Annotated in this window: 16 protein-coding genes; 10 read left to right on the top strand and 6 right to left on the bottom strand. The window is 42.8% G+C overall.

What is annotated here, in order from left to right:
- From AACZ11_RS09535 to AACZ11_RS09555, 5 genes are all read right to left on the bottom strand, one after another.
- Positions 1–1266: an MgtC/SapB family protein gene (locus AACZ11_RS09535; protein WP_290624827.1), complete on the bottom strand. Its 1266-nt coding sequence runs from the start codon at positions 1264–1266 to the stop codon at positions 1–3.
- A gap of 87 nt (positions 1267–1353) precedes the next feature.
- Positions 1354–3840, bottom strand: coding sequence for a sodium-translocating pyrophosphatase (locus AACZ11_RS09540; RefSeq protein WP_290624826.1), 2487 nt, complete (start codon positions 3838–3840; stop codon positions 1354–1356).
- A 122-nt stretch (positions 3841–3962) separates the two neighbouring features.
- Positions 3963–4490 (bottom strand): inorganic diphosphatase, encoded by a 528-nt coding sequence (locus AACZ11_RS09545; RefSeq protein WP_290624825.1) that lies wholly within the window; start codon positions 4488–4490, stop codon positions 3963–3965.
- Between the two features lie 255 nt (positions 4491–4745).
- On the bottom strand, positions 4746–7238 hold the full coding sequence (locus AACZ11_RS09550; RefSeq protein WP_290624824.1) for a DUF5686 family protein: 2493 nt from the start codon (positions 7236–7238) through the stop codon (positions 4746–4748).
- A 63-nt stretch (positions 7239–7301) separates the two neighbouring features.
- A complete protein-coding gene (locus AACZ11_RS09555) occupies positions 7302–8303 on the bottom strand; it encodes a pyruvate dehydrogenase complex E1 component subunit beta (protein WP_290624823.1) in 1002 nt (333 codons plus the stop codon).
- Positions 8304–8539: 236 nt separating this feature from the next.
- Between AACZ11_RS09555 and AACZ11_RS09560 the strand changes: the two genes are divergently transcribed.
- The 4 genes from AACZ11_RS09560 to AACZ11_RS09575 all read left to right on the top strand — a co-directional run bounded on the left by AACZ11_RS09560 (position 8540) and on the right by AACZ11_RS09575 (position 12712).
- Entirely contained in the window at positions 8540–9280 is a 741-nt protein-coding gene (locus tag AACZ11_RS09560) for an electron transfer flavoprotein subunit beta/FixA family protein (RefSeq protein ID WP_290624822.1), read from the top strand.
- 14 nt (positions 9281–9294) lie between these two features.
- A complete protein-coding gene (locus tag AACZ11_RS09565; protein WP_290624821.1) occupies positions 9295–10263 on the top strand; it encodes an electron transfer flavoprotein subunit alpha/FixB family protein in 969 nt (322 codons plus the stop codon).
- Between the two features lie 82 nt (positions 10264–10345).
- Entirely contained in the window at positions 10346–10978 is a 633-nt protein-coding gene (locus AACZ11_RS09570) for a bifunctional nuclease family protein (protein WP_290624820.1), read from the top strand.
- Positions 10979–10981: 3 nt separating this feature from the next.
- On the top strand, positions 10982–12712 hold the full coding sequence (locus AACZ11_RS09575) for a nucleoside transporter C-terminal domain-containing protein (RefSeq protein ID WP_290624819.1): 1731 nt from the start codon (positions 10982–10984) through the stop codon (positions 12710–12712).
- Here the strand turns inward: AACZ11_RS09575 and AACZ11_RS09580 are convergent.
- Positions 12709–13083 carry a hypothetical protein gene (locus tag AACZ11_RS09580; protein WP_290624818.1) on the bottom strand — a complete coding sequence of 125 codons (375 nt, stop codon included), beginning with the start codon at positions 13081–13083 and terminating at the stop codon, positions 12709–12711. The genes AACZ11_RS09575 and AACZ11_RS09580 overlap by 4 nt on opposite strands.
- Positions 13084–13216: 133 nt before the next feature.
- Here AACZ11_RS09580 and AACZ11_RS09585 point away from each other — a divergent pair, with 133 nt between their 5' ends.
- The 6 genes from AACZ11_RS09585 (at position 13217) to AACZ11_RS09610 (ending at position 17767) form a co-directional block, all read left to right on the top strand.
- On the top strand, positions 13217–14041 hold the full coding sequence (locus AACZ11_RS09585; protein WP_290624817.1) for a thymidylate synthase: 825 nt from the start codon (positions 13217–13219) through the stop codon (positions 14039–14041).
- A gap of 27 nt (positions 14042–14068) precedes the next feature.
- Positions 14069–14503, top strand: coding sequence for an energy transducer TonB (locus tag AACZ11_RS09590; protein ID WP_290624816.1), 435 nt, complete (start codon positions 14069–14071; stop codon positions 14501–14503).
- Between the two features lie 2 nt (positions 14504–14505).
- A complete protein-coding gene (locus tag AACZ11_RS09595; RefSeq protein ID WP_290624815.1) occupies positions 14506–15003 on the top strand; it encodes an energy transducer TonB in 498 nt (165 codons plus the stop codon).
- A gap of 77 nt (positions 15004–15080) precedes the next feature.
- A complete protein-coding gene (egtB, locus tag AACZ11_RS09600) occupies positions 15081–16244 on the top strand; it encodes an ergothioneine biosynthesis protein EgtB (RefSeq protein WP_290624814.1) in 1164 nt (387 codons plus the stop codon).
- 16 nt (positions 16245–16260) lie between these two features.
- A complete protein-coding gene (egtD, locus tag AACZ11_RS09605) occupies positions 16261–17247 on the top strand; it encodes an L-histidine N(alpha)-methyltransferase (protein WP_290624813.1) in 987 nt (328 codons plus the stop codon).
- Positions 17248–17251: 4 nt separating this feature from the next.
- Positions 17252–17767: a DUF3124 domain-containing protein gene (locus tag AACZ11_RS09610; protein ID WP_290624812.1), complete on the top strand. Its 516-nt coding sequence runs from the start codon at positions 17252–17254 to the stop codon at positions 17765–17767.
- Positions 17768–17776: the final 9 nt, after the last annotated feature.

Genomic DNA, 17776 nt, shown 5'->3' on the forward strand with positions numbered 1-17776 from the left:
TTAAAAGTGCCAGGATTCCGGCCACAACCACATAATCAACAATCCGGTGACAATCGAGATCCCAAAGGAAATTGCAACCCATTTTGCCAATCGACGTGTTCCTAATACGGCTGCCATAATCCCTTTAAAAAGAAGATTGGACAAGGAGGCCAACAAAATAAGTCGCCATCCTGTGGATACCTCCAAACCGTCTCCTTTCATTAATTGTGATAACGATAGTGTGATCGCATCCACATCGGTAAGACCACTAATTATGGAGACAATATAAAGCGCATTGTTACCAAATTCTTCTTTGGTAAAAGCCACAGCCAATAGGATAAATCCGTACAGCAATCCGAAGATCAATGCACTTTTAAATTGGGCAGGATTTTTAGGTTCCGGCATTTCGTCATCTCCTCCATCCTTATTGATTATATAAAATAGTCCAATACACAAAAGAATCATGATCACAAATTCTACTAAAATGGGCAGCATGATCTGCGGTAATTTTTCAGGGATCACGATACCTACTTCCACCAAAATACGTGCTAAGGCAATAGTCGAGGCTGCCGTGATCACAAAGGCTGCGATCTTGTCAATGTCTTTGGAGTCGGCTGTTTTCCTTGCATAACTTACTGTGGTAGCGGTACTGCTAATGAGTCCTCCTAACACACCATTCGATATGATTCCAACCTTTTTTCCAACGAACTTATAAATGAAATAACCTACCACACTAATCCCAACGATCAAAGTTACCATAAACCATATGTTTCGTGGATTAAGCACATCAAGTGGTCCATAGGTTTGATTGGGAAGAATAGGTAAGATGACCAGCGAGATCCCCGCAAAGGTCATAATAGCAGCAAGGTCCTTATCTTTCAATCGATCTATAAAATTATGTAAATGCTCTTTTACATATAACAGAATTGCCAAAGTACCTCCCAATATCACCCCAATGACTTGACTTCCCATAACAAGATAGGCGCCAATGGCGAACATAAGCAAAGCTGCAACTTCGGTCGTTTGACCAATATCAATATCATTGATTTTCTTCACTTTAATCACATTGGCCATGATCAAAAGTGCCGTAATGGAGAGTCCCAAGACCGGTAAAATAAACGGATTATCAAATTCTCGGGTAAGAAATCCCGAAACAACTCCCAAGATGGAAATAAGAGTAAAGGTACGCACCCCGGCCATTTTATTGTCGGTGCGTTCTCGTTGAACACCTACCAACAATCCCAGTCCAAAAGCAATCCCTAATGTAATAAGGTCTTCGTAGTTCATCTAATACTAAGATAGTGAAATCCACAAAAAAACCCTGCGAGTGGCAGGGTTTTAAGGATAATTTAGGAATTAAACCAACTTGTAGGACTAGTTGATTCGTTTTTCCACTTTCTTAACTACATTTTTTTGAGTAGCAGTCTCTTCAGTTTCAGTGAGCGCTTTTACCTTGGCTTTTACCTCAGCTTCAGTTCCCGTAAATGTTTGCGTATCTTTTGTGGTTTCACCATCCTTAGTGATCTCTATAGTCACGTTCGCTGTTGTCACGTCTCCGTCAACCGAATATTCAACTTGTATTTCTTTAGTTACCACGGCAGCACTTCCGGCTTGCTCTGCTTCAGTATTGGTAAGAATAGTTTCATTTCCATCTTCATCAATAAAAACCATTTCTTCAGTAAGATTATCCGCAGCATCCATAGCTACAGTTCCGTGATCTCCTAAGATAGGAGCAATTACCAATCCTACCAAACATGTTAACTTGATCAAGATATTCATAGAAGGTCCGGAGGTATCTTTAAATGGATCACCAACTGTATCACCTGTAACCGCTGCTTTGTGCGCGTCACTTCCTTTGTAAGTCATTTCACCATTGATCATGACACCGGCCTCAAAGGACTTCTTAGCATTATCCCATGCACCTCCAGCATTATTCTGGAAGATCGCCCACATTACACCACTCACACATACTCCGGCCATATAGCCTCCTAAAGGCTCTGCTCCAAAGATCAATCCGATGATGATAGGTGTGATAATGGTTAAAAGACCCGGAAGCAACATTTCCTTTAGTGCCGCTTTTGTAGAAATATCAACACATTTAGCATACTCCGGCGTTCCGGTTCCTTCCATAATTCCCGGGATTTCACGAAACTGACGACGAACTTCCTGCACCATTTCCATCGCTGCTTTTCCAACCGATTTCATAGCCATGGCAGAGAAAACCACAGGAATCATTCCTCCAACAAATAACATTGCCAAAACATCGGCTCTAAAGATGTTGATCCCGTCGATACCTGTGAAGGTAACATAGGCTGCAAATAACGCCAATGCTGTTAATGCTGCCGAAGCGATCGCAAACCCTTTACCCACAGCCGCCGTAGTATTTCCTACTGAGTCTAATATGTCGGTTCGTTCACGAACGTGAGGTTCCAATTCGCTCATTTCAGCAACACCCCCTGCATTATCGGCAATAGGTCCAAAGGCGTCAATTGCCAACTGCATGGCAGTCGTCGCCATCATGGCAGAAGCTGCTAGTGCAACACCGTAAAAACCTGCCAGTTCGTAGGATCCGTAGATTGCTGCGGCAAACAACAATACCGACGCAAAGGTAGATTTCATCCCCACTGCCAATCCGGCAATGATATTGGTTGCCGCTCCGGTAGATGAGTTCTTAACGATATCCAGTACCGGCTTTTTACCAAGACTGGTGTAGTATGCCGTTACAAAGGAGATCAAAGCTCCTACGGCCAACCCGATACATGCCGAATAAAATACGTTGATCGAGGCAATTTCTTTATATCCTTCTCCAAAGAACTTCATGTTCATAGTCTCGGGAAGCATCCAATCGATCAAGAAGTAACTGGCGATCAACGTTAGAAGGATCGCAGCCCAGTTCCCCATATCTAATGCTTTTTGAACTTGTGACTCTTTTGCATCGTTGCTGCTAATTTTCACGAAAAAGGTTCCAATAATGGAAGCCAAAATCCCAACACCCGCAATCACAATAGGAAGCAAGATGGGTCCCATATTACTAAAGGCGTCAGTAAATTGACCGTTTAGGGACATATCGCGGATTACATAATTTCCAAGAACCATCGCAGCTAAAACTGTTGCTACATAGGATCCAAAAAGGTCTGCACCCATACCTGCTACATCACCCACGTTGTCACCAACGTTATCGGCGATGGTTGCCGGGTTTCTAGGATCATCCTCGGGAATACCCGCTTCTACTTTACCAACAAGATCGGCCCCCACATCGGCTGCCTTGGTATAGATCCCACCTCCAACACGTGCGAAGAGTGCGATCGATTCTGCTCCAAGGGAGAATCCTGCAAGAGCTTCCAGAACAATGGTCATCTGAGCGTAAAAATCACCCCCATCAACAATAAACTGTCCTACGAAGAACATAAAGAATAAACTAAGGCCTAATACTGCCAATCCGGCAACACCTAATCCCATGACGGTTCCTCCGCCAAATGAGACTTTCAATGCCTGAGGTAAACTAGTCTTGGCAGCTTCGGCGGTACGCGTATTTGCTTCGGTAGCGATGCGCATCCCAATGTTTCCGGCCAATGCCGAAAAGATAGCCCCGAAGATAAATGCCGGTACGATCATCCAACTGGTCGATTCTACCATCGTAGAAACAATATATAGTAATACAGCAGCGATCACAGCGAATATGACCAAAAGACGGTATTCAGCATTCAAAAATGCCAGCGCACCTTCTTTGATACTTTTGGAAATAAACTGCATGCGCTCGCTTCCTGCGGCTTGCTTTTTTACCCAGCTCATCTTAACGAGCATGAAAAGGAGTCCGAGGACCGAAAGTGCAATTGGCACATAAATAATGTTCTGTTCCATTATAGTTTAGTTAATTAGAAATCATTTCAAATTTGCGACTGCAAAAGTAGGAAATTAGGTGGAATTAAAAAATCCTTCTATGGCTTATTGACAAGGGCTTTCAATTAATTGCGAGCTGCTTATTAAATCGTGAAGTTTTTATTCCTTTTATGATCGCTCGTTTCGTAGCGATCGACACACTTGTGGAGAATATCATAGGCTTCGGAAGCATCTCCCCAGCCGCCTACATCTACCCTCTTTTTTTCCAAGTCTTTATACACTTGAAAAAAATGTTCGATCTCTTTAACGATATGCGGATTTACATCGGAAAGATCGTTCAAGCTATTCCATATAGGATCGGACACTGGAACACAAATTACTTTTTCATCGGGACCTTTCTCATCGGCCATGTGAAATACCCCAATGGGTTTTACTTCCATCACACACATTGGAAAGGTAGGTTCTCCTCCCAATACCAGCACATCCAATGGATCTCCGTCCAGCGCCAGAGTTTCGGGAATAAAACCGTAATCGGCGGGATACATCATGGAAGAGAATAACATTCGGTCGAAACGAATCTTCTTCAGTTTAAAATCGTATTCATATTTGTTGCGACTTCCTTTTGGGATTTCGATCAAAACATCGAAGGTGCGTCTCTTTTCAGTAGTCATTATGTGTATGTTAAAGGGGTACGGATTTTGGGAGTGCAAAAATACGCAAATAGAATGGTTTGAATAAAAAAAGGGCTTACAAATAATTTGCAAGCCCGCTTAAATCAATATAAACTATAAATCAAAATAGTTTCTAAGGTTTTGAACATATGTTTTCTCCTAATTCAGCATTTCTACCTAAGCATAAAAACACATGTAAGGTGAATATTATTAGGTTTCTAATTGCAGGGATGGTACTTAAATGTACAAAAAATTCTAAAATGAGAATCCAAAGATGCCCGTTATACCAAATTTTCGGGCGTCGGGGTTGTCCAAATAATTTCCTCGGAAGTTGAAATCCAGTCGGAATATCCTGAAAATATTGCCTATTCCGAAGCTATACTCGTAATAGATATCGTTGGGAGCTCTGTAAGGTATCCCTGAAGCATTGAGCGCTATATTTTTGTCGGAAATTTCTCCATACACTGCTCGGAATCCAATTACTTCTCGCAAATTCAATTTACGCAGTCCGGGTATTCTGGAAAATAAACGGCCTCCAAAATTATGTTGCAAGTGCAATGAAGAATAGGTGTCACTAACAAATTCATAAAAGTCCAATTGCGTAAAGGTGTTGTACAAACTGAAATAAGTTTGATTCCCGGGAATAGGGTTTAAAAGACTTAAAGGCACTTCTCCAAAAGTTTTTCCAACTTCCACAGTAGAATACAGTCTCCCTAAACCACCAATATTCCAAGGCTGTGTATAGAGCGCCTGTAGTTTTTGGTATTCGAAATCGCCACTAAAAACATCCTTTAGGCCATATGTATAGCCCAAATAGAAACTTGGAAAGTCACCATCGTTGATTACCGTTTGTTCTACACCATAGCCCGATGTTTTACGTCCCGGTGTAAAGTTAAATGCCAGTTCTATTTCCGGTTGTGAGATCTCGCTTCGTACCTCACCCGTGAACTCCCCGTTCTCTTTGACGAAGTAGTCGATACTAAAGGTGTCTGTCGCCGATCGTAATGTGCGGTACGATCCTGTTAAGCGAACGATAAAATTCTTGGAAGGTTCAATTGAGAATCCTGCGGTCGTGAGATTGATACGAGAGAGCCTGTCGTTCGCCCCTACCGAAATAAGGGAAGATGAAGCCAAACTGCGCCCCAACACATCATTACTGTTTGTAAGGCTCGCCCCGGTCTGCTCCACATCCTTTCGGTTTCCGGCAAATATCGTAAGTCGAGTCCTTCGATCTAACAACCATTTTGCCGAAATTCCGTATTTAAAGCGGTCGTCCTTAAATCCGTAGGCACCAAACCCTTCAATACGCCAAGGGTCATTTTGACTAAAATAGGTTCTCCCGCCGAGACGGATTCGCAGTCCTTCTGCCTCATTGAATCCGAAGACTGAGAATACGGGTCCGATATCAAAATTATTGACTTCATAATAACCCGAAGCCAATACTGCACCCAAGTTGTACAAAGTCTTAAATCTAGGCACTGTCTTTAGGGTATCCAGCATCTTATAAACGCCCTTCTCATCCTTGCTTAGTTGCTCCATTCGGTTTTGCTCCCAAAATTCATCCGGACGGTTATAGACTTCATATTGATAGGGATCAACCTGTTCACTGTAGAATTTCTTATCCTTCGGAATATCGAACACATAGTTGTCGTACAAGGTGGTCCTTTTTCCGTAGATACCACGCGCCCCTTCTTTCTTCCGAAGACTAAAATCACTCAAAAAATAATCTCTAGTTATAAGAAAAATCGAATCGTTAAGTACTTCAAATTCTTGTTCAATATACACCTCCCGTACCCAATTCAGGTTAGCACTTTTGGATGCTTGAAGATTGATCTCCTTGATCGCCCACGTGGTATCATTGACCCAAAAGTCGCCTTTAAAGGTGAGCTCATTTTTTCGCCGCGGGTAGTAGACAATGTTATAGCACCATTTATTTCCGCGATAGGCACTGTCCAGCAACACATAATTATAGACATCGATCCCGGTACGTGAGAGTGGACTGGTAAAGGCCTTGTCGAAGAACTTAAGGTAATTATCATATACATCGTACTCGCTGTACAGATCTTTAACAAAGGCAATAAGTGTTTGGTTGTTACTAAATCCTGAATTCTTATTCCCCTCCAACACCTCTTTTTCTTCGTTGAGTACATTATCTCCATACACTTTAGAAAAAGCTTCATTGATGAAGATCGGCAAGTAGGTATTTCCCGTAATATTGGAAGTATCCACTTGATCGAAAACGAATTCCATTCCGTTGAAGACCCTACTTTTTATCAATGACGAATCGATCGTATTAAGATCGAACTCCAGTTTTTCGTATTTGTTATATTGGTACTGCGCGAATTTCTTTGTCCCGTTCTCTCTCCTGTTCTCCCAAATCTTTCGAAGGATGTCGATGGCCGGATTGTTCTTTTTGGATTGATTTCCGCTTATAATGACGACCTCGTTTAGTGCTGCGGCTTCTTCGCCTAATGTTATGGTCATATTATACGTAGCACGTTGTGTCAAGGCTACTTCTTTACTTGAATAACCAATAAATGAAAAGACTACGGCAGCATAGGTTTCGTCGCTTTCTAGGTAAAATCGACCATCCTCATTTGAGATCGTACCCTCATTGGAGTCTTTAAATATAACATTGGCAAAAGGAATGGGTTCACCACCATCCCCTATGATCACACCGCTTACCTTTGTTTGAGCGACGGCTGCTGTAGACAGCAGAAAAAAAAATAGGATAACGTGGTGCTTCATAATAAGGTGCTCCTTACAAATTTGGGTAACGAATGAATTCTAATTAAAAGAAGTTCGCCGTAGCTACTTGTATAATACTTTTTTCACTGCTTTAATTACATCTTCGCTGTTGGGCAGCCATTCCTCTAAAAGAACGGGAGAGTAAGGCGCAGGCGTGTCTGCCGTGTTGATCTTTACAATAGGAGCGTCCAGATAATCGAACGCTTGGCTTTGCACCTGATAGGTGATCTCTGTGGCGACATTGCCAAAAGGCCAAGCTTCTTCCAGGATCACCAAACGATTGGTCTTTTTAACAGACTCAAGGATGGTTTTATGGTCCATAGGTCTCACGGTGCGTAGGTCAATTACTTCACACTCGATGCCTTCTTCAGACAACGCCTCTGCTGCTTTGTAAGCCTCCTTAATAATTTTCCCGAAGGAAACAATGGTGACATCGGTTCCTTTCCGCTTAATTTCTGCAACGCCTAACGGAATTAGGTATTCGCCTTCAGGCACCTCCCCTTTGTCCCCATACATCTGTTCACTTTCCATAAAGATCACCGGATCGTCATCACGAATGGCACTTTTTAATAGACCTTTCGCATCTGCCGGATTGCTGGGGACTACTACTTTTAAGCCCGGGCAATTGGCGTACCAACTCTCGAAAGCCTGCGAGTGGGTGGCTGCTAACTGACCAGCCGAAGCCGTAGGACCGCGGAAAACGATAGGAATATTAATTTGTCCGCCACTCATCTGTCGCATTTTAGCAGCATTGTTGATGATCTGATCGATACCTACCAATGAAAAATTAAAAGTCATAAATTCAATAATGGGGCGATTGCCATTCATGGCAGATCCCACGCCTATACCGGAAAACCCTAACTCACTAATAGGAGTGTCGATCACACGTTTGGCACCAAACTCGTCCAGCATCCCTTTACTGGCCTTATAAGCACCATTGTATTCGGCGACTTCTTCGCCCATTAAATAAATACTTTCATCACGGCGCATTTCTTCGCTCATGGCTTCGCAAACGGCTTCTCTGAACTGGAGTGTCTTCATACGGTATCCCGCTATAGCGGACATATTTAAAGTTGTAACAGATTCATTTTTTCTGAAATCTCAAATGCTATTGAGACAAGAAGGACAAAAATACTATTATTTAAACGTCAAGGTATAATAAATAGAAAGTTTTAACCAAATTTTATTATGCATGCACAGCAAAATTTCGAAATATATCTGTATCTTCGTACCGCAAAAATCGGAAGTATTTATTGCTTCCGAAGATGTAAAAAACTTACAAATACAAATACTGCTTATTTATGAAAATATTAGTCTGTATTAGTCACGTACCGGACACGACTTCAAAGATCAATTTTACAGAAGGTGATACCAAATTCGACACCAACGGAGTGCAGTTCGTGATCAATCCCAACGACGAATTCGGGTTGACACGCGCCATGTGGTTTAAAGAAAAACAAGGAGCAACCGTACATGTTGTGAATGTTGGCGGTCCAGAAACCGAACCTACGCTGCGCAAAGCTCTTGCCATTGGTGCCGATGAAGCCATTCGAGTGAATACCGCTGCGACAGATGGCTACTCGGTCGCAAAACAATTGGCGAATGTGGTAAAAGAAGGCAGCTACGATCTGGTAATCGCCGGAAGAGAATCCATCGATTACAACGGAGGTATGGTTCCCGGAATGCTAGCGAAACTAACAGGTGCCAATTTTGTGAATACATGTATCAATCTTGATATTAACGGCGACAAAGCCACGGCCATTCGTGAAATCGATGGTGGAAAAGAAACAGTAAGCACCTCACTCCCATTGGTGATTGGAGGCCAGAAAGGGCTGGTGGAAGAAAGCGACCTTCGTATCCCGAACATGCGAGGGATCATGCAAGCACGTTCAAAGCCTTTAAACGTGAAGGAACCTGTGGACGCTTCAGCTGAAACTCAGGTGAAAAGCTTCGAAAAGCCCGCCCCTAAAGGTGCCGTGAAACTGGTGGACAATGTAGATACATTGATCGATCTTTTACATAATGAAGCAAAAGTGATTTAATAAAAAAAAAGAATATGTCAATTTTAGTATATACCGAATCAGAAGAAGGAAACTTTAAAAAGATCGCTTTGGAAGCTGTTTCTTATGCGAAAGGTATCGCAGCGATGATGGGAACCACAGTTACAGCGGTAGCTGTTAATGGAGGAGATGCATCCCAACTAGGGGTGTACGGAGCAGATAAGGTTCTTGAGGTATCCAATGATAAATTATCGAAATTCAATGCAGAAGCCTATGCCGACGCGGTCGCTCAGGCAGCCAAAGCCGAAGGTGCAAAAGTGGTTGTTTTAACCTCTAGTGCCAATGCTAAGTTCATGGCGCCGTTGGTTGCCGTCAATTTGGAAGCAGGTTACGTACCTAATGTGACCGAACTTCCCGCAAGCACTTCGCCCTTTAACGTAAAGCACAGTGTGTTCACGAACAAAGCGTTCGCCACTACCGAGATCACCACCGATGTGAAAGTGATTGGTTTGGCCAAAAATGCCTTCGGATTAAAGGAAAAAAGTGCCGCTGCTACCACCGAAGCATTTTCGCCTCAACTGAGTGATGATGATTTTTCAGTAGAAGTTGTTTCCGTAGATAAAGCCACCGATAAGGTTACGATTGCTGATGCAGAGATTGTTGTGTCTGGGGGTCGCGGATTAAAAGGTCCGGAGAACTGGGGACTGATTGAAGAACTTGCTGAAACCCTAGGTGCGGCAACTGCTTGTTCAAAACCTGTTAGTGATATGGGTTGGCGACCTCACAGTGAACACGTGGGGCAAACCGGAAAACCCGTTGCGTCTAATCTCTATATTGCTATTGGAATTAGCGGTGCGATACAACACTTGGCGGGGATCAATTCCTCTAAAGTGAAGGTGGTGATCAATAACGATCCTGAAGCTCCGTTTTTTAAGGCAGCCGACTACGGGATCGTAGGGGACGCTTTTGAGGTGGTTCCGCAACTCACCGAAAAATTAAAAGCCTTTAAGGCACAAAACGCATAATTTTTAGTATTTTGTGCCTTGAAAAAAGGGCTGTTTAGAGAAGGAAACGTCCTTGTTTAAACAGCTTTTTTGATTCTGAAATATGAGCTTAGTTCGACTTAACATAAAAGGTATTTCTTACAGTCAAACTCAAAATGGGGCCTATGCGCTCATTTTAAGTGAGGTGGACGGGGACCGAAAATTACCCATTGTTATTGGTGCCTTTGAAGCCCAATCCATCGCGATCGCACTGGAGAAAGAGATCAAACCTCCGCGCCCGTTAACGCACGACCTTTTTAAGAATTTTTCAGATCGGTTCGATATTGTGGTCAAGCAGGTCATTATTCACAAGCTGGTAGACGGTGTTTTTTATTCAAGTATCATTTGTGAGCGAGACAAGATCGAAGAGATCATCGATGCCCGCACCAGCGATGCCATTGCATTAGCGCTTCGTTTCAACGCACCTATTTTCACATATAAGAATATTCTAGACAAGGCGGGCATTTATTTAAAGACTACTCCAAAACGGAAAAAGGACGTGAGTTCTAAATCGGAAGAAGTAGTCATCGAAGAGTTGATCATGGGAGAAGATAAGGAATCCATGAAGGTCACCGGAGAGGATTACACCTCGTTCACTTCCAAAGAATTAAATCAGATGCTGGATGAGGCGGTCGCGAACGAAGATTACGAAAAAGCGGCCCGAATTCGGGATGAAATCTCCAAAAGGCAAAAATAGCGTATGCGTACTTACATACTCCTCGCGATACTGCTCCTTCTGCAAGCAGTGAGCTTCGGACAAACCCTTGAAAAAAAATGGAAGTTTTCCGCCATCGAATCGCAAGAAGGTAAATCGCTTGTTACGATCAACGAAGCTTCAGACTTTTTTACTCTAAAGGATGGTGCGTTCGAGTACCGGTTGGAAGCGAAGGATACCCTTAAAGCATCCGGCGATTATATCTTTCAGAATAATCTATTGGTACTTTTCTACGACCAACCTAACGACACCATACGCCGCTACAGGGTATCAACCCTAACCGACTCCACGTTGGTATTTTCAGAAAATAAAACCATCTATTCCTTTACCAGCCCGACCCAAACTGAAGCTACCCAAGTGATTGCAACGACAAAGACCGATGGTAGCATCGCCCTGGATCCCAATCTGGGTGTGGGAATTAGCACAAGTAGCGTGTTACGGGGAATCCTGGGAATGGGGTTTCTATTATTGGTGTGCTTCCTGTTAAGCAGCAACCGAAAAAAGATCGATTGGAAGCTGGTGGCGACCGGCTTGGGCCTGCAAGTGGTCTTTGCGGTTTTAGTCTTAAAAGTTTCCTTTGTCGCATCCTTCTTCGATTGGATCTCGGACAAAGTAGTTACCTTCCTCAACTTTAGTGAAAAAGGAGCCGAATTCCTTTTCGGGGGCTTGGTGACAGATATGGACACCTTCGGTTACATTTTTGCATTTAAAGTATTACCCACCATTGTATTCTTTTCGGCATTTACCTCTTTACTCTATTATTTAGGTATTCTTCAAAAATTTGTAAAAGCATTTGCTTGGGTGATGAGCAAGACCATGCGACTATCTGGAGCCGAAAGTCTTGCGGCTGCTGCGAATATATTTATTGGTCAAACAGAAGCACCCTTAGTGGTAAAACCTTATCTGGACCGAATGACCAAGTCTGAAATGCTCTGCCTAATGGTGGGAGGTATGGCGACTATTGCAGGGGGCGTATTGGCAGCATTTATCGCCTTTTTGGGAGGTGACAGCGATGCTGAAAAGATCATTTTTGCAAAACATTTACTCACAGCTTCCATTATGTCGGCACCTGCTGCTATTATCATAGCAAAGATGCTTTATCCTGAAACGGAAGAAGTGGATCGCAAGTTGGATATTTCAAAAGATAAGATTGGATCCAACGTATTGGACGCCATCTCTCGCGGCACGACCGAAGGTTTAAAACTGGCGGTAAATGTAGGTGCGATGTTGCTTGTATTTACTGCGGTCATTGCGGTGTTCAATTGGATCACCGTAGATTGGATTGGCGGACCTACCGGCTTGAACGATCGAATCGCTTCCAGTACAGATGGACGATATACCGGCTTCTCCATGCAGTATATTTTAGGAAATGTATTTGCGCCCGTAGCCTGGATCATTGGAGTACCGGTCGAGGATATTCGGGTGGTAGGACAGTTGCTTGGAGAGAAGACCATCTTAAATGAATTTTTTGCGTATGCATCCTTGAGTGAGTTAAAACAAGCAGGTGCTATTGTCAATTACCGGTCTATCGTGATTGCAACGTATGCCCTGTGTGGATTTGCAAACTTTGCCTCTATCGGAATTCAGATAGGAGGCATTGGCGTCTTGGCTCCAAGTCAACGCACTACCTTGGCTCGTTTTGGGATCAAAGCACTCATTGGAGGTACGGTAGCTGCATTGTTGACTGCTACCATTGCCGGAATGTTGATAGGTTAAGAGTTCTTCACCACGGTATCTGCCCAATTTACAGCTTCATCGATGGTTTTAAAATAACTGAAGGCACCTTGGCACAAAGATTGTTCTTTGACCGCTTCTTTTCGTACCGCTTCATTTTCAGAAACAATGGCAATGGCAATAACAGATTTTGACGTTACTGCTGTATAAACTTCAGGATTGATACTTTTGGTCAATTTACGCGTTGAAATAACGACACATTTTCTTCCCTTATAATGGGTATCTATTACCTTTCCAAATTCTTTTGCCTCTTTCAGATCGTAGCGTTCGGCAGTAAAATCAAAAATGGCATAGGTGGGAAAACAGTTGAGTATACCACTGGACAGCGAATAGGTTCTTTCCATTATCTGCATAAACTAATACTCTAAGGTATAACAATTTTAACAAATTACAACAGAGGTTAATAACTTGTAATAAAAGGAGATTATTTCAGTTTAAAATCGTGCAGGTGTTTTTTACATTTAACCCATTAAAAGCAAAAAGTAAATGAAGCAATACCACGAATTATTGAAACACGTACTTGAAAATGGTAATAGCAAAGAGGATCGTACTGGAACCGGTACGAAGAGCGTGTTTGGCTACCAAATGCGTTTTGACCTCAGCGAGGGTTTTCCGATGGTGACTACCAAAAAATTGCATTTAAAATCCATTATCTATGAATTGTTGTGGTTTCTGAATGGGGATACCAATATTAAATACCTCCAAGAGAACGGTGTGCGCATATGGAACGAGTGGGCGGATGACAAGGGCGATCTGGGACCGGTCTACGGACATCAATGGAGGAATTGGAACAGTGAGGAGATCGATCAGATTTCCGAAGTGATCGAAACCTTAAAGAAAAATCCTGATAGCCGCCGCATGTTGGTTAGTGCTTGGAATCCAGGGGTATTGCCGGACACTTCCAAGCCCTTCAGCGAAAATGTGGCCAATGGAAAAGCTGCGCTTCCACCTTGTCATGCCTTCTTTCAGTTCTATGTGGCTAATGGGAAATTATCATGTCAGCTGTATCAACGCAGTGCCGACATCTTCTTAGGGGTACCCTTTAATATTGCTTCCTACGCGCTTCTCACCATGATGGTCGCTCAAGTGTGCGGCTACGAAGCGGGCGATTTTGTGCACACCTTTGGCGATGCGCATATTTATAGCAACCACATGGAACAAGTTGAGCTTCAATTATCCCGTGAACCAAGACCGCTGCCAAAAATGTTGCTTAATCCGGAAGTAAAAGATATATTTGGCTTCAAATTTGATGACTTTACATTGGTAGATTACAATCCGCACCCTCATATTAAAGGCGCGGTCGCCATTTAGTCTAAAAAACTTAAAATAAAATCCTACATGAAAAAAGTATTATTAATTCTTTGCATCGTATTTTCCACCACGCTCTTTGCCCAAGAAGAATGGGGGAACGTTCAAAATAACACCGTAACCCTAAATGAAATTCCACCGATTTGGCCCGGCTGTGAAAGCAGTAGCGCCACTTCCCGAAAGAACTGTTTTAATCAGAAACTAGCGCAGCATATTTCAAAAAATTTTAAATATCCTGCAGAAGAATACAAAAACAATGTGGAGGGCAAAGTGATTGTAGAGTTCATTGTAAATGAAAAAGGAATGGTAGAAGTTAAAAATGTAAGTGGTGGAACACCTGCCTTACAAGCGGAGGCCAAAAGAAATATTATGGCGATCCCTAAAATGGCCAAACCCGGCATGATGGGTGGCAAACCCCGGGCGATTAAATATACTGTACCTTTTACTTTCAAAACAGGTAAATAAAGATGATAAAAACTTTTCTACTAAGTGCTTTCGTGTTGGTGTCATGCCTAACGTACGGACAAGATGAAAAAAATACAACCAATGAGGATGTTGGTTTTGCGATCATAGAAAACGTTCCCGTCTATCCGGGATGTACCGGCAAGGATAACGTAGAGTTAAAAAGTTGTATGTCTGAAAAGATCACCCAACATGTGGTACAGAATTTCAACAAATCTTTGGCAGAAGCGTTAGACCTTCCGGCTGGGAAACAGCGCATATTTGTACAATTCAAAATAAACAGAGAAGGCTATGTTGTAGATGTACGTGCACGGGCACCACATCCTATTTTAGAGATGGAAGCGACCCGAGTCGTAGATCTGCTGCCACAAATGAAACCCGGAATGCAAAAAGGCGAGACCGTAGGCGTGCTTTATTCTCTCCCTATCGTTTTCGAAATAGAAGAATCGAAAAAAGAAAAAAGAGAACGCTTAAAGCGCGAACGCACTGCCAAGGGGAATTAGCTTTAACATTCTCTAAACATCTTTACATTTTAGTTTTAATATCTTTAAGGAGTGGGTAACAACCAACTCCTTTTTTTATGATTGAAACTGAAACTTTGGTTTCCCTATTTCTGGAAACCCGACACCATACCGAAGCCATCTGTAAGCCATTGGAAATAGAAGACTACGTGGTTCAACCCATTGTGGATGTGTCACCACCCAAATGGCATTTGGGCCATACTACCTGGTTCTTTGAAGAATTTATTTTGAAACCCCACAAACCCGGCTACACCTTATTCCATGACGATTTTGCATTTGTGTTCAACAGTTATTACGAGTCTGTAGGAAAACGAGTGGTGCGAAGTGATCGCGGCAACCTTTCCCGTCCCGGAGTGGCGAAGGTGTATGATTACAGACATTATGTAACCACCGAACTTGAAGCGTTTTTGAAGACTGAAGATGCTTCCGCGCTTACAGAAATGCTTCTTATTGGTATTCACCATGAAAAGCAACATCAAGAATTACTACTCACGGATATTAAGTATATTTTAGGTCACAATCCGTTGTTACCGGCCTATTCCAATTCCTTTTCAGAAAATCCTGTTCAGAAGGTGTCCGCGGCATGGATCTCCATGGAAGAAGGCATCTACGCTATTGGGCATGATGCCCCCCATGAATTTTGCTACGACAACGAGTTAAGGCCTCACAAAGTCTATTTACAACCCTATTCCATTTCCAACAAGTTGGTCACCAATGCAGCGTATATGGATTTTATTGCTTCGGAAGGATATAAAGACCCGCTATTATGGCATGCCGAAGCCTGGGATTGGCTTCAGCAAGAAAAGATCACGCAACCTATGTATTGGCATTCTATTGACGGGGAATGGTTTCAATATACACTGAAGGGTCTTCAGAAGATAGAAAACGAGGCACCAGTAACTCACATTTCCTACTTTGAAGCATTTGCTTATGCCCAATGGAAAGGATGCAGACTTCCTACCGAGTTCGAATGGGAAGCGGCGCAGCACAATTTTGACTGGGGAAGTCGTTGGGAATGGACCGAAAGCGCTTATTTGCCGTACCCCGGTTATACCAAAGCTCCGGGAGCCATTGGCGAATACAACGGGAAGTTCATGGTTAATCAAAAAGTATTGCGGGGCGGTTCCGTAGCGACTCCAATAAAGCATACCCGACCGACTTACCGTAATTTTTTTCAAACACATTTACGCTGGCAATTTACCGGAATACGGCTGGCCAAATAATCACGAGAATTGCTTTATGATACTATCCAGCGCCACCCAACTTGATACGCCTTTTAAGAAAGATGTCTTCGAAGGTCTCACTAGCGAGCCTAAGTTCTTGTATTCTAAGTATATATACGATCAGGCCGGCGATAAGCTGTTTCAAGATATTATGGCCTTGCCGGAGTACTATCTTACAAACTGTGAGATGGAGATCCTCACTTCACATACACAAGCGATTGCCGGTTTGTTTAAAAATGAAGCCACCGGTTTCGATTTAATTGAATTGGGTGCCGGGGACGGGAAGAAAACCAAAGTACTCTTGAAGCATTTAGCCGAAAACCGCTTCGATTTCACCTACAAACCCATCGATATTAGTGAGAATGCCATTACCGGACTTACGCGTACTTTGGCTGAAGAAATGCCGGAGGTAAAAGTAGACGGGGAGACCGGAGAGTATTTTGAAGTACTGGAACGATTACAACATTTTAAATCCCGTAAAAAAGTGATCATGGTACTGGGCTCCAACATTGGAAATCTATTACACCCACGAGCCATCCAATTTCTAACAAAATTAGGAGAGACCATGAACCAAGATGATATTTTATTCATGGGCTTCGATCAAAAAAAAGACCCACAAACCATCTTGGATGCGTATAACGATCCCACCGGGGTTACTGCCGCCTTTAATAAGAATCTGTTGATTCGAATCAACAGAGAATTGGAAGGAAATTTTGACGTTGCAAAATTCAAACACTGGGAAGTATATGATCCTCAAACCGGTACAGCAAAGAGCTATTTGGTTGCCACCGAAGCACAGCATGTCCGTCTGAAATCCTTAGATCTTGATATCACTTTTGATCCCTGGGAGACTATTCATACAGAAATTTCTCAAAAATATACCGATAAAATCGTAGCTTGGTTGGCGGAAGCGTCCGGACTGAGGATCGAAAACTCTTTTACGGACAGCAAAAATTATTATAAGAACTATGCCTTCACCAAAGTGAGGGAGTCTAAAGAATAATAATATGAACTATTACCTCCTCGCCTTACTGCTTTTTGCAGTCATAGCATGTGAAAGTCCGCTAAAGGAAGAAATATCCAATCCTCCCAAGAATAATTGGCATGAACGCAAGATGACTACTACCATCGCCGACAGCGTTTTGGAAAAAGGAAGTACGTATCTTCCGGTATACTCAGAGATCTACCAACGCAACGAGAATTTTACATTCGACCTTACGGCTACTGTAAGCATTCGCAATATTAGTTTAACCGATACCGTCTACCTTTATAAAGCCGATTATTTCAATACCCACGGGGAACGAATTCGCACCTATTTGGAATTTCCGGTAATTGTTAAACCCATGGAGACTATCGAGATCGTTGTGAATGAAGATGATAAGACAGGAGGCAGCGGAGCCAACTTCGTATTTGATTGGGCTGTGCGAAAACAACAACTTATACCTTTCTTTGAGGCTGTCATGATCTCCACAAGAGGACAGCAAGGGATCTCTTTCACTACACAGGGCATTCGAAAAAAATAGTTGCCAATT

The sequence above is a fragment of the uncultured Altibacter sp. genome (genome assembly GCF_963972995.1).
In the GTDB taxonomy this organism is placed as follows: Bacteria; Bacteroidota; Bacteroidia; order Flavobacteriales; family Flavobacteriaceae; genus Altibacter.

Excerpts from the sequence above, each read along its gene's own strand:
- AACZ11_RS09565 (WP_290624821.1), top strand. The coding sequence starts at position 9,295 with ATGTCAATTTTAGTATATACCGAATCAGAAGAAGGAAACTTTAAAAAG.
- AACZ11_RS09560 (WP_290624822.1), top strand. The coding sequence starts at position 8,540 with ATGAAAATATTAGTCTGTATTAGTCACGTACCGGACACGACTTCAAAG.
- AACZ11_RS09585 (WP_290624817.1), top strand. The coding sequence starts at position 13,217 with ATGAAGCAATACCACGAATTATTGAAACACGTACTTGAAAATGGTAAT.
- AACZ11_RS09550 (WP_290624824.1), bottom strand. The coding sequence starts at position 7,238 with ATGAAGCACCACGTTATCCTATTTTTTTTTCTGCTGTCTACAGCAGCC.
- egtD (WP_290624813.1), top strand. The coding sequence starts at position 16,261 with ATGATACTATCCAGCGCCACCCAACTTGATACGCCTTTTAAGAAAGAT.
- egtB (WP_290624814.1), top strand. The coding sequence starts at position 15,081 with ATGATTGAAACTGAAACTTTGGTTTCCCTATTTCTGGAAACCCGACAC.
- AACZ11_RS09610 (WP_290624812.1), top strand. The coding sequence starts at position 17,252 with ATGAACTATTACCTCCTCGCCTTACTGCTTTTTGCAGTCATAGCATGT.
- AACZ11_RS09580 (WP_290624818.1), bottom strand. The coding sequence starts at position 13,083 with ATGCAGATAATGGAAAGAACCTATTCGCTGTCCAGTGGTATACTCAAC.
- AACZ11_RS09555 (WP_290624823.1), bottom strand. The coding sequence starts at position 8,303 with ATGTCCGCTATAGCGGGATACCGTATGAAGACACTCCAGTTCAGAGAA.
- AACZ11_RS09535 (WP_290624827.1), bottom strand. The coding sequence starts at position 1,266 with ATGAACTACGAAGACCTTATTACATTAGGGATTGCTTTTGGACTGGGA.
- AACZ11_RS09590 (WP_290624816.1), top strand. The coding sequence starts at position 14,069 with ATGAAAAAAGTATTATTAATTCTTTGCATCGTATTTTCCACCACGCTC.
- AACZ11_RS09540 (WP_290624826.1), bottom strand. The coding sequence starts at position 3,840 with ATGGAACAGAACATTATTTATGTGCCAATTGCACTTTCGGTCCTCGGA.
- AACZ11_RS09545 (WP_290624825.1), bottom strand. The coding sequence starts at position 4,490 with ATGACTACTGAAAAGAGACGCACCTTCGATGTTTTGATCGAAATCCCA.
- AACZ11_RS09595 (WP_290624815.1), top strand. The coding sequence starts at position 14,506 with ATGATAAAAACTTTTCTACTAAGTGCTTTCGTGTTGGTGTCATGCCTA.
- AACZ11_RS09575 (WP_290624819.1), top strand. The coding sequence starts at position 10,982 with ATGCGTACTTACATACTCCTCGCGATACTGCTCCTTCTGCAAGCAGTG.
- AACZ11_RS09570 (WP_290624820.1), top strand. The coding sequence starts at position 10,346 with ATGAGCTTAGTTCGACTTAACATAAAAGGTATTTCTTACAGTCAAACT.